Consider the following 13359-nt stretch of genomic DNA (forward strand, 5'->3'; position numbering starts at 1 on the left):
AAGGTAAATACGATGGTTAAAATCATTAAGCCAATCGTGTTGGGGAGTAAAGCAGGATAAACAAAAATAATCAAACTACGTACTTTGATGCAATGACTACGTACTTTAATGCAATTTAAGGCTGTTTTTACGTACTTTGATGCAATGATTACGTACTTCAGTGCAATTTTATTTTTTAAAAACGTCTGTAGGTACTATAAATAAAGGGCTTTCTGAAAGTAAAAAAAACGCTAGAGTATTATAGATACTCTTAGAGTATCTTAGAGAGAAATTCCCTTTTCAGTACATTTCTCTTTTCTTAAAAAATCCATAATATCCGAAAAATCCGAAGTTTCCGAAAAAAGCAGAAAGGATTGTAATTAGCCGATTTAAGCACTTTTTAAAACCTTTTATACACTTTGTGTTAAAGTTTATAAATCCTTTAGCAGGCTTTAAGATTAGATACTTATGCGCAAAGTAAATAGTATTCTAATTCACTAAAAAAGAGAATTTTATGAATTTTACGAGAAGACAGAATAAACGAAAAATAATACTTGTTTTCTAATATTTTAAGAGCCTATTAATTAAATATCATTTTGTTTTCTTATTTTTAACCTTATGAATAAGAAAAGTTTAAGTGAAAGAGATATTTGTACAAAGTTTATAAATCTTGCTATTGAAAAAGCTGGCTGGAATATGAGAACACAAGTAAGAGAAGAAGTTTCTTTTACAGATGGACGTATCATTGTACAAGGTAAATTATATACTAGAGGTAAAAGTAAAAGAGCTGATTACATACTTTATTACAAGCCAAATATTCCGATTGCAATTATTGAATCAAAAGATAATAAAAAAGCTGTTGGACATGGAATGCAACAAGCTTTAGAATATTCTGAAATTTTACAAATTCCATTTGTATTTACTTCGAATGGAGATTCTTTTGTTTTTTTGTAAATGAAAGAAACTTACCACTTAGTAAGACTAAGCTGTAAATTACATAATTAAAACTACTGCGGACAAAACTTCAATTATAAATGTTCACCCGCATATATTAAGACATTCTTATGGATTCTATTTAGCAAATAAAGTGTGTGATTTAAGGTTAATTCAATATTATTTAGGTCATAGAGACCCAAAACATGCTGTTAACTATACCAGAGTTGTAGGCAGTCGATTTGAAAATTTATTGAAATAAATTATTAATTTATTTCAATAATTTAATAATTGTGCTGAATTTATAATTTTTATATAATTTTTGTATATTTGTAATTAATTATGAAACAAATATTCCATAAAATAATGTCAATTGTAATGACTTTTGTAGTGTTATTCTCTACAATGTCATTTACAGTGGATATGCATTATTGTGGTGATGAATTAGTAGATACTGCAATATTCCAAAAAGCAAAAAATTGCGGAATGGAAATGCAAAAACTTTCAAGCAAAGATTGCTCTATTACTAAAAAGAGCTGTTGTAGTGATAAGCAAGTAGCTGTTAATGGTCAAGATGAATTAAAGGTATCTTTTGATAGTCTTTCTTTTGAACAACAGAAATTTGTTGTTTCTTTTATTTACACCTATATCAACCTTTTTGAAGGTTTACAACAAAATACAACTTCATTTTCAGGGTATCCACCAACTCTCATTGTCAAGAATATCTACAAACTTGACGAGACATATTTAATTTGATTTTTAATAAATAGACTTTATTGTCCTATAACTGCAATGTTATAAGGATGTTTTTTTGTATGCGGTATTTTCACAAATACCATTGTCTAATTATTTAATAATCAAAACTTATGCTCAATAAAAGCATTAAATTTTTAATAGGAAACAAACTTGTCGCAGTTTTAATGCTTACCCTTTTTATTGGATGGGGAACTGTAAACGCACCTTTTCATTGGGATATTCCTTTTTTACCAAGCAATCCTGTTGCGGTAGATGCCATTCCAGATATTGGTGAAAACCAACAAATTGTATTTACTAAATGGGATGGTCGTTCTCCACAAGATATTGAAGACCAAATTACTTATCCACTAACAACTTCATTACTTGGTATTCCAGGAGTTAAAACAATTCGTAGTTCTTCTATGTTTGGTTTCTCAAGTATCTATATCATTTTCGAGGAAGATATTGAGTTTTATTGGAGCAGAAGTAGAATTTTAGAAAAGCTAAATTCATTACCAAGTAATTTACTCCCAGAAGGTGTTAATCCAGCATTGGGACCAGATGCTACAGGTTTGGGGCAAATTTTTTGGTACACTTTGGAAGGTCGTGACGAAAAAGGAAATGTTACTGGTGGTTGGGATTTACAAGAATTACGAAGTATTCAAGATTACTATGTAAAATACGGTTTGTCATCAGCAAGTGGAGTTTCCGAAGTTGCCTCAATTGGTGGTTATGTTCAAGAATATCAAGTGGATGTAAATCCAGAATTAATGCGACAATACAAAATTGGCTTAAATCAAGTTGTAAAAGCAGTTAAAAGTAGTAATCAAGATATTGGAGCACAGACTTTAGAAATAAATCAAGCTGAATATTTAGTTCGTGGTTTAGGTTATATAAAATCCATTGAAGATATTGAAAATGCTGTTGTTACTTCAGAAGATTTTATAGCCATAAAAATAAAAGATATTGGTAAAGTTTCTTTAGGTCCAGCAACAAGAAGAGGATTGTTGGATAAAGAAGGCGCAGAAGTAGTTGGTGGTGTTGTAGTTGCGAGATATGGAGCAAATCCTATGGAAGTAATTACAAATGTAAAAACTCAAATTGAAGAATTAAAAGGAGGTTTACCTTCTAAAGTTTTAGCTGACGGACGAACATCACAAGTAACAATAGTTCCTTTTTATGATAGAACAGAATTAATTGAAGAAACTTTAGACACACTAAATGAAGCGTTAATATTAGAAATTCTGATTACCATTTTGGTAATTATTGTAATGGTTTTTAATCTTCGGGCTTCTATTTTAATATCTGGTTTATTACCTGTTGCTGTATTAATGGTATTTGTTACGATGAAACTATTTAATGTAGATGCAAATATTGTAGCACTTTCAGGAATTGCAATTGCTATTGGAACAATGGTTGATGTTGGCGTAATTCTCGCCGAAAATATGATTCGTCATTTAGATGATGAGAAATTGCAAAGCAGTGAAGATGGTACAAAATACACTACAGATCAAATAATTTACAATGCAACTGCAGAAGTTTCTGGAGCAATATTAACAGCAGTTTTAACTACAATTATAAGTTTTGTGCCTGTATTTACAATGATTGGCGCAGAAGGTAAATTGTTTAGACCTTTAGCATTTACCAAAACAATGGCATTATCTGCATCTTTGGTTATTGCTTTATTTTTAATTCCGCCATTTGCAGCATATTTATTCAGAAAAACAAAACTTAAAAAATCTTTTAGCCATATTAAAAACATCACTTTAATAGTTGCTGGAATTGTAATTATAATAAGTGGGTTTTGGTTAGGAAGTATTCTAATTGCTTTTGGAATTAACGGTTTATTTGCTGTTTTAGGAAAGCTGAATGAGAAAAAAAGCAATCTTATAAATATCATTATTTCTTGTACTGCTATTATATTCTTACTTGCAGAATATTGGCGACCATTAGGTTTTGACAGAAGTATCTTCATCAACTTGATTTTTGTAGCCATTATTTGTTTCGGTATTTTAGGTATATTCTCGGTTTTAAAAAACTATTATAGACAAATTCTACAGTGGGCATTAGCGAATAAACTCTTGTTTTTAACGATACCAACATCAGTTCTTGTATTTGGATTTTGGATATTTTATAACACAGGTAAAGAATTTATGCCCTCTTTAAATGAAGGTTCTTTTTTATTGATGCCAACCTCAATGCCACATTCTGGTGTCGAAGAAAATAAACGCGTTTTACAGCAATTAGATATGGCAGTAGCCACTATTCCAGAAATTGAAACTGTGGTTGGGAAATCTGGGAGAACGGAATCCGCTTTAGATCCTGCACCTTTATCGATGTATGAAAATATGATTCAGTATAAAACTGAATATATGCGTAATTCAGAAGGAAAAAGACAGCGTTATAAAATAAATAATGAAGGTGCTTTTGAATTGAAAAACGGACAATTTATTGAAAACCCAAATAATTCAGAAAATGCAAGTTTTACAAAACTTGAACACGACAAACTTATTGAAGATAATGATGGCGAATTCTATAGAAACTGGCGACCAGAAATTAATTCTCCAGATGATATTTGGAATGAAATTGTGAAAGTTACCAAGTTACCAGGTGTTACTTCTGCTCCAAAATTACAGCCAATAGAAACAAGGTTGGTCATGTTGCAAACAGGAATGCGTGCACCAATGGGAATAAAAGTAAAAGGGCAAGATTTAAAACAAATTGAAGCTTTTGGACTGCAATTAGAAAGCCTTTTAAAACAAGCAGAAGGTGTTAAAGTAGAAGCTGTTTTTGCGGATAGAATTGTTGGAAAACCTTACTTACTGATTGATATTGATAGAGAAAAAATTGCACGTTATGGAATTTCTATTGAGGATGTTCAGAATGTTTTAAAAGTTGCAGTTGGTGGAATGCAGTTGACCCAAACTGTAGAAGGTAGAGAACGTTATGGAATTCGAGTTCGTTATCCAAGGGAATTGCGTAACAACCCTGAATCTATAAAAGATATTTATATTCCTGTTGAAAAAGGGAACCCTGTTCCTTTAGGCGAATTAGCAACCATTAGATATGAACAAGGGCCACAAGTGATAAAAAGTGAAGATACTTTTTTAGTAGGTTATGTTTTGTTTGATAAAATAGATGGTTTTGCAGAAGTTGATGTAGTTGAAAATGCACAAGCTTTATTTCAACAAAAAATAGACTCAGGAGAATTAACAGTGCCAAAAGGAATCAGCTATAAATTTACAGGAACTTATGAAAACCAATTACGTGCAGAAAAAACATTGTCTGTTATAGTTCCATTAGCATTGGCAATTATTTTCTTGATTTTATATTTTCAGTTTAAATCGGTTTCTACATCACTTATGGTTTTTACAGCAATAACAATTGCCTTTGCTGGTGGATTTATTATGATTTGGTTATATGGTCAAGATTGGTTTTTCAATTTTAGCTTTTTTGGAGAAAATATGAGGGATCTCTTCAATATGAAAACTATTAATTTAAGTGTGGCAGTTTGGGTAGGTTTTATTGCATTGTTTGGTATTGCTACAGATGATGGTGTAGTTATGGCAACTTATTTAACACAAACTTTTGAACGTGAAAAACCTGCTGATAAAAAGAGTATTAGAGCTTCAGCTTTAGAAGCTGCAGAAAAAAGAATTCGTCCCTGTTTAATGACCACTGTAACTACAATTTTAGCCTTGTTACCTGTTTTAACATCCACAGGAAAAGGAAGCGATATTATGATTCCTATGGCAATTCCAATTTTTGGAGGAATGGTCATAGACATTACATCTTACTTTCTTTTACCAGTTTTGTATAGTTGGCGAGAAGAGATTAAATTGAAAAGAATAGAGAAAAAAGAGCATCAAGAATCAAGACAAATTGCAGATTAATATGAAAAATATAAATAAACTATTCAGAGAATTCTTTATTTTTTGTACTATTTTCTTTGTTATAAAAAGTCAAAGTCAAGAACTAAAAAGCTATTTGGAACAAGCAATGGCTAACAACCCAGCAATTCAAAAATTTGAATTGCAATATAATATTGCATCCGAGAAAGTAAACGGGGTAAACACGTTACCAAACACTGAATTTGGTGCAGGTTATTTTGTGAGTGAACCAGAAACAAGGACAGGCGCACAACGTTTTAAGATTTCAATAAAACAAATGTTGCCTTGGTTTGGTACAATTACTTCAAGAGAAAATTATATTTCTTCTATGGCAGATGCTAAATATGAAGATATTGTAATTGCAAAACGTAAACTAATTACTTCCGTTTCGCAGTCCTATTATAATTTGTATGCAAATAAGGCAAATCAAAAGGTATTAGAAAAAAATATAAAACTCCTCGAAACTTACGAAACATTAGCCTTAACGTCTGTTGAAGTTGGCAAAGCTTCTGCAGTAGATGTTTTACGATTACAAATGAGACAAAATGAAATGCAACAAGTAAAAGATGTTTTAGAACAACAATTTTTAGCAGAACAAACTAATTTTAACAAGCTGTTAAATCGTGATAAAGCAATTAAAGTAAATGTTATTAATGATTTGAATTTCCCTTCTGAAAACTTTGATATTAATACTGATAATTTATTTGTAAATCCAGAATTATTAAAGTACGATAAAATGTATCAATCCATAGAAAAATCAGAATTATTAAATCAGAAAGAAAGTGCGCCTATGATTGGTTTTGGGTTGGATTATATCAACGTTTCAAAACGCTCTAATATGGATTTTAGCGATAATGGTAAAGATATTGTAATGCCAATGGTTTCTATTTCGATACCTATTTTCAATAATAGTTACAAATCAAAAACCAAACAAAATCGCTTACAACAAAAAGAAATTTTGGCACAGAAACAAGACCGTAAAAATAAATTAGAAATTCTTTTAGATAAAGCCATAAACAATCGTATTTCTACAAGAATAAACTATCAAACGCAAACGAAGAACTTGAAACAAGCCAATGATGCCGAGAAAATTTTAATTAAAAATTATGAAACAGGTACAATTGATTTTAATGATGTATTAGATATTCAAGAGTTACAATTGAAGTTTGAAATGAATCAAATTAAGTCTATTAAATCTTACTTCATACAAACAACGATTATTAATTATCTAACTGATTAACCAATGGAAAAGAAATTATTCATAAAGAATATGGTGTGTAATCGCTGTATAATATTCATTAAAACTAAATTTGAAAAGTTAGATATTGAGCTAAAACATATTGAGCTTGGTACTATAATCTTCCATGAAGAATCAGAAGATGATTTCAAAAAAATTAAGGCTGCTTTAGAAGAAAATGGTTTTGAAATTTTATTAGGACAGGAAGAAAAATTAGTAGAACAAACTAAAATAACAATTATTAAATTATTGCAGAAATTACCATTACAATTAGAAAAAACACTTTCTAAATATTTAGAATCAAAATTGAATTTAGAGTACTCAAAAATCAGTAAAATATTTTCTATGAATGAACATATTACCATTGAAAAATATTTTATAAAGTTAAAAATAGAAAAGGCAAAAGAGTTGATTCAATTGCAAGAAAATAATTTTACAGGGATAAGTCAGCAATTAGATTATAGCAATGTAAACCATTTTAGTAGTCAATTTAAAAATGAAACTGGTATGAGCTTGACATCTTACAAAAATGAGCAGAGAAATTATAGGAATCCTTTAGACCAAATTGTGTAGATATGAACCATAATTATAATACAATACCTTTTTGTTCAGTAGTAACTTTGATTACTTATAAAATGAATAATAAAATGAAAACTAAAATAATTTCAATATTTCTTATTGGTTTAACTACCATAGTTTTTGCACAAGAGAAACAAGTAATAGAAGGAAATATAAATAACCTTCCCGTAAGAGAACACACGATTACCTTACGTGAAGCTATAGTAAATAAAGCAGGAAAAGATGTTATGGGAATGACCGTTAACGGGACAATTCCTGGACCAACTTTAGAATTTACAGAAGGTGAATATGCTGTTATTTATGTAAAAAATGAAATGAGTGTAGAAACCTCTGTGCATTGGCACGGACTTTTATTGCCAAATTTTTATGATGGTGTTCCTTATTTAAATACACCACCTATAGAACCTGGGCATACACAGAAATACGAATTCCCAATAAAACAATCTGGTACCTATTGGTACCATTCTCACACGATGTTACAAGAACAAAGTGGTGTTTATGGTTCCATTGTTATTCAACCTAAAGAAAAAGTGTTAGAATATGATAAGGAATTGGTGTTGATGTTATCAGACTGGACCAACGAAAAACCAATGAATGTTCTTAAAAATTTGAAAAGAGGAAACGAATGGTATGGCATCAAAAAAGGAACAGCTACACCATTAAATAAAGTGATTGCTCGTGGAGCATTTGGTGCACAACTTAATTTCTGGAGACAACGTATGGAAGGAGCAGATATTGCAGATGTATATTATCCAGCATTTTTAATTAATGGGGAAGAAAGCATTGAGTATCCAGAATTTAAACCGGGCGAAAAAGTAAGGTTACGAATTATTGATGGTGGTGCTTCAACTTCTTTTTGGATGACTTTTGGTGGTGAAACACCTGTATTGGTTTCTTCAGATGGATTAGATGTTGTACCTGTTAAAAAGAATAAAACTTTTATAGGTATAGCAGAAGCTTATGATTTTATAGTAACTATTCCAGAAGAAGGAAAAATAGAATTCAGAATTACAGCACAAGATGGTTCTGGAACAGCATCCGCATTTTTGGGTACTGGTAAAGTTTTAAAAGCACAAGAAATTCCGAAGCCAGACAAAATTGGAATGATGATGAAAATGGCTAAAATGGATATGAAAATGGGTGCACACGCATTAAAATATCGTCCAAATAAAGATGAACGTTTTAAAATGAAGGATGAATATGGTATGCAGATGGATAAAATGAAAGGAATGAAAATGGATAGAGAAATGAAGATGGATCATTCCAAATTGTCTGGGATGGATATGAACAAACCAAAAGATACTGTAGCAATGAGTAAAATGAACCATTCTAATATGACAGGAATGGATATGAAAAAAGAGAATACTATGCCAGCAATAAAAATGGAAGGAATGGATTTATTTGCTGAATATAATTACGATTATTTGAAGTCGCCAGAGAAAACCAACTACGATAAAAATGTTCCTGTAAAAGAAGTTCTATTAAACCTTACAGGAAATATGAATCGATATATCTGGAGTATGAATGGTGTTCCCTTATCTGAAGCTGATAATATCAAAATAAATAATAAAGAGGTAACAAGAATTACGTTCAATAACTTGACAATGATGCACCATCCAATGCATTTACACGGTCACTTTTTTAGAGTATTGAATAAAAATGGAGACTATTCACCATTAAAACATACAGTAAATGTGCCACCAATGCAAAAAGTAACTTTAGAGTTTTATGGAAATAATGGCGATGAAGCTGGCGACTGGTTTTTCCACTGCCACATTCTTTACCATATGATGGGTGGTATGGCAAGAGTAATGTCTTATGACACACCAAGAGACCCACGAATGGACGAATTTACAGCTTCAAAAATTATCGCAGAAACAGATAAATGGTATTCTTGGGGATTGGCAGATATTGCTTCAAATAACACAGCAATTAATTTAACAACTTCTAATTTAAGAAATCAATTTAATGCATCTTTCGAATACGGATGGAACAAAAATTTGGAAGGAGAATTTACTTATGAACGCTATCTACACGATTATTTAAGAGTATTTGGTGGGGTAAATATAGAAAATGAAACACGTGGTAGTTTAGATAAATTAAATACTACAGCAGTTGTTGGTCTTCGTTATTTAACACCTTACTTATTCAATTTAGATGTTAGAGTAGATAATAAATTAAGACCAAGAATTGGATTAGGAAGAAGTATAATGATTTTCCCTAAACTGTCTGTTTTCGGTTATTATGAATATCAAATAGATTTAGGTTTTGTTGACACTTTACCAACAAATAAAGATTTCACTTCAGAAACAGTTTGGAGCGCAGGAGCAGAATATATGCTATCAAGAAATTTCTCTTTAATGGCGAGTTACGACAATCGTTTTGGCGGTGGTGGTGGATTATCAGTAAGATTTTAATAATGAATAGTAGTAAATCAAATATAAATTTAAAAACAAATAAAATGAAAACAGTAAAAACAACAACAGCAATTTTAGCACTTGTATTAATGACATTTACAGCAATTTCTTGTAAAAACAACAAGAAAGAACAAAGTAAAAATGAAGTAAATCATTCAGAAATGAATCATAATGCTAATGATGGTCATCATAGTAAGGATAAAAAAGAAACCGTAATTTCGGTGAATCAAAAAGAAAACTCCGAATCCGAAGCAATTTTAACCGCTTATTTCAATTTAAAAAATGCTTTAGTAGCAGATGATGAATCAAAAGCAAAAGAATTGGGTGCTTCATTAGAAAAAAGTTTAAGCAATTTTGATGTTTCTAAATATACTGATGCTCAAAAATCAGAATTAAAAGATATTATTATTGATGCTAAAGAACACGCAGAGCATATTTCTAAAAGCCCAATAGCACATCAAAGAGAACACTTTAAGGTTTTAAGTAAAGACATTATAGATATGGTTACCATATCTGGTGCTTCTAATAAATTATATGAGCAATATTGCCCAATGTATGAAAAAGGAAGTGCTTGGTTAAGTATGAATAAAGAAGTGCGTAACCCTTATTATGGCAGTAAAATGCTTAAATGCGGAAAAGTACAAAGAGAAATTAACTAAATGAAAACTGTTAAAATCATATTGTTGATTTTATTGGTCGCTTTTGTGGGAATACAATTTATTCCCACAGAACGTAACCAAAGTGATATTGTACCAGTAACCGATTTTATGTTGGTAAATAATGTGCCAAATAATATAAAAAACAATTTGCAAGTATCTTGTTATGATTGCCATAGCAACAACACTAAATACCCTTGGTATAATAAAATACAACCAGTTGCTTGGTTTTTAGAAGAACATATTAAAGATGGTAAAAAAGAATTAAATTTTAATGAATGGGAGTCATTATCAAATCGAAGAAAAGCCAGCAAATTACGATTAATTATTAAACAAATAGAAAGCGGAGAAATGCCATTAAATTCTTACACGTTAATTCATAGAGATGCAAAGCTCTCAAGCGAAGAAACGAATGAAATAATCAATTTTATCGCCCAATTAAAAGATAGTTTATAAAAATAAAAAATTAGTAGAAGATACTTGAACTTGAGAGAAAGTCTTATTTTTTTGGTTGATTGGATACAGTCTAACTCTCATTTTTTGGTATTATTTTAATAAAATATTAAAATGAAAGAATGTTGTAAAAACGGTTTTCAAGACACAGAAAATAAGTCTAATATAAAAAAATGGTTCAATTATATAGTATATATAATATTATTTTTAATAGTTGGTGGTGCATTTGTACTTCAATTATTTAGTTAATAAATAAGTTAAAATGCCTAAAGAAAACACTGTAGAAAAATCTAAAAGTACAGACTTTTATAAACAACTATTTAAAAAAGTGATACTTACTACCAGTATAGTTATTGCTTCATCTTTAAGTTATACCTTATGGATTGTTGTAGATTCTGACAGTATATTTCTACCTTTTTTAATTGTTAGTTTGGCATTTTTTAAAACCATTTTTATCGTAAAGTTAACTTTTACACAATTAAGCAAAATAATAGGAGAAAGTCATCAACTGACACACATTCTTACTTTATTTGGGATCTTAATTATTTTAATTGTGTTATCATTTTCAGCAGATTACCAGGCATTATATATATTAAATTCAGAAAATTTTAAATTCGAAACTATTCCCAATAATTCGTTTTTATTACAATTTTTCGAGTTTTTGTATTTCAGTTTTATAACCTTTTCTTCTGTTGGATATGGAGATATTGTACCCATTTCTATAGCAGGAAAACTAATTGTTATTTTAGAAGTTGTTTTAAGCTTTTTCGTTTTAGTTTTTGGTATTGCAAACATCAATAGAATCCATGTAAACAAATAATCCTTTTTAAAACTTAAATTATGAAAGTACTTAAATTTATTACTCTATTAACTGTTTTCCTTTTAACAGTTAATCTTACAAATGCACAGGACACTTCTAACATTAAAGACAAAAAAGAAGTAAAAACCGTAATGAAAGCTTATAAAGATGCAATACAAAATTTAACAACAGAAGGCACTTTTGAACTCTTTACACCAAATGCTATCATATTCGAGCAAGGAAAATTAGAAGGTACTTACAAGGAATATATATATCATCATTTGGGACCAGAATTAGGACATTTTAAGAGTTTTATTTTTTCTGATTATGAAATTCAGACAACTATAAATTCGACATACGCTTATACAACTGAAAATTACATCTACACAATAGTTCTAAAAGGTAATAAAACCAAGGACACAAAAGAAAGAACCATTAAAAGTAAGGGAGTAGCAACATCAATATTGCAAAAAATTGATGGAAAATGGAAGATAATTCATTCTCATACCTCATTTAAAAAACTAAAAATCTAATTGATTATGAAAAACATTTTAGTTCCAACAGACTTTTCAAAAACTTGTGATAAAGCAGCTCATTTAGCAATTGAAATTGCCACACTTTTTAATGCTGAAATTCATTTTTTACATCAAATACATACACCAGTAGACTGGGTTAAGTTAAACAAAACAGACGAGCATAATTATCCTGATACTCAAAAAGCGATTGGCATTGCCAAAAGCAAGTTAAGAAGTCTTGATAAAGATGCAGAACACAAAGGTTTAAAATCGAGGACTTTCTTGGAATTTATTTCAGAAGTAAAAGCAATTTCTGCACATTCTCACAATTTTCATCACGACTTCATAATAACAGGTAGTAAAGGCACACAAGAAGATTTCTCAAAACAATTTTTTGGGAGTAATACTCAAAAAATTATTAGAGATATCCACGTCCCAATTTTAGTTGTTAAAGAAGAGATTACACTATTTCCTTTTAAAAACATTGTTTTTGTTTCTGATTTTAAGGAAGATATGTCTAATTCGTTTAAACAAGTTGTTAAAATAGCAGGGAAATGTAATTCAAAAATTCACTTATTAAATATCAATACAAATAAAGATTTTAATAATATTAAAAATGGCATAGCGCCAATAAGAGAATTTTTAACAAACTTTCCAGAGTTAGAAAATTATGAAATGCACGTTTATAATGAATCTACCATTTTAAAAGGTATAGAAACTTTTCAAAAAGATAATGAAGTAGATTTAGTAGCAATGTACACGCATAATAGAAGTGGTTTGTCTAATATATTCTCTAAAAGTATTGCAGAAAACATTACAAATAACTCGAAAAAACCTGTGATGACAATTCATTTATAAATAAATTAAAATAATGAAAAGCTACGACACTCTTTCTGAAGCAATAAACACTTTACAAGCAAACGGATACACGTATAACTTAAACTTGTGCCCAAAACATATAGAATGTAACGCCTTAAAACTAAAATTACATCCAGAAGATTTTAATGTAGATGAGATGCATCGCTTTGAAGGAATGAGCAGTACCGATGATAACAGCGTTCTTTACGCCATTTCATCTAAAAACGGAATTAAAGGATTGTTGGTAGATGCTTATGGTGTTTATGCCGAAAATATTTCTGAAGCAATGCGAAAAAAACTAAAATAAA

The 13359-nt window shown here is 29.9% G+C and carries 12 protein-coding genes and 1 pseudogene; all 13 read left to right on the plus strand.

Translation table 11 applies throughout. From position 1 onward, the window contains the following. Positions 1 to 597: 597 nt before the first annotated feature. A pseudogene (locus L0U72_RS11040) lies at positions 598 to 927 on the plus strand (type I restriction endonuclease); the annotation flags it as partial. A gap of 52 nt (positions 928 to 979) precedes the next feature. Then, on the plus strand, positions 980 to 1174 hold the full coding sequence (locus tag L0U72_RS11805) for a tyrosine-type recombinase/integrase (RefSeq protein WP_369801378.1): 195 nt from the start codon (positions 980 to 982) through the stop codon (positions 1172 to 1174). A gap of 80 nt (positions 1175 to 1254) precedes the next feature. Next, positions 1255 to 1668 carry an HYC_CC_PP family protein gene (locus L0U72_RS11050; RefSeq protein ID WP_193701974.1) on the plus strand — a complete coding sequence of 138 codons (414 nt, stop codon included), beginning with the start codon at positions 1255 to 1257 and terminating at the stop codon, positions 1666 to 1668. A gap of 110 nt (positions 1669 to 1778) precedes the next feature. Then, complete coding sequence (locus L0U72_RS11055; RefSeq protein ID WP_193701973.1) at positions 1779 to 5540, plus strand: efflux RND transporter permease subunit; 3762 nt, start codon at positions 1779 to 1781, stop codon at positions 5538 to 5540. 1 nt (position 5541) lies between these two features. After that, positions 5542 to 6777 (plus strand): TolC family protein, encoded by a 1236-nt coding sequence (locus L0U72_RS11060; RefSeq protein ID WP_193701972.1) that lies wholly within the window; start codon positions 5542 to 5544, stop codon positions 6775 to 6777. A 3-nt stretch (positions 6778 to 6780) separates the two neighbouring features. Next, the gene (locus L0U72_RS11065) at positions 6781 to 7347 is read left to right on the plus strand and encodes a helix-turn-helix domain-containing protein (protein WP_193701971.1); all 567 of its coding nucleotides are present in this window, start codon (positions 6781 to 6783) and stop codon (positions 7345 to 7347) included. Between the two features lie 74 nt (positions 7348 to 7421). Continuing rightward, positions 7422 to 9770, plus strand: a complete 2349-nt coding sequence (locus tag L0U72_RS11070; protein ID WP_193701970.1) for a multicopper oxidase domain-containing protein — start codon at positions 7422 to 7424, stop codon at positions 9768 to 9770. Between the two features lie 44 nt (positions 9771 to 9814). Then, complete coding sequence (locus L0U72_RS11075) at positions 9815 to 10429, plus strand: DUF3347 domain-containing protein (protein WP_193701969.1); 615 nt, start codon at positions 9815 to 9817, stop codon at positions 10427 to 10429. Further along, positions 10430 to 10882, plus strand: a complete 453-nt coding sequence (locus L0U72_RS11080) for a heme-binding domain-containing protein (RefSeq protein WP_233899262.1) — start codon at positions 10430 to 10432, stop codon at positions 10880 to 10882. 259 nt (positions 10883 to 11141) lie between these two features. Next, positions 11142 to 11699, plus strand: a complete 558-nt coding sequence (locus tag L0U72_RS11085) for a potassium channel family protein (RefSeq protein ID WP_193701967.1) — start codon at positions 11142 to 11144, stop codon at positions 11697 to 11699. 20 nt (positions 11700 to 11719) lie between these two features. After that, the gene (locus tag L0U72_RS11090; RefSeq protein WP_193701966.1) at positions 11720 to 12211 is read left to right on the plus strand and encodes a YybH family protein; all 492 of its coding nucleotides are present in this window, start codon (positions 11720 to 11722) and stop codon (positions 12209 to 12211) included. A 6-nt stretch (positions 12212 to 12217) separates the two neighbouring features. Next, positions 12218 to 13051 carry a universal stress protein gene (locus tag L0U72_RS11095; protein ID WP_193701965.1) on the plus strand — a complete coding sequence of 278 codons (834 nt, stop codon included), beginning with the start codon at positions 12218 to 12220 and terminating at the stop codon, positions 13049 to 13051. Positions 13052 to 13064: 13 nt separating this feature from the next. Further along, positions 13065 to 13358 (plus strand): phosphoribosylpyrophosphate synthetase, encoded by a 294-nt coding sequence (locus L0U72_RS11100; protein WP_193701964.1) that lies wholly within the window; start codon positions 13065 to 13067, stop codon positions 13356 to 13358. Position 13359 lies beyond the last annotated feature (1 nt).

Origin of the sequence: Tenacibaculum piscium (assembly GCF_021390755.1) — a bacterium.
Classification (GTDB): Bacteria; Bacteroidota; Bacteroidia; order Flavobacteriales; family Flavobacteriaceae; genus Polaribacter; species Polaribacter piscius.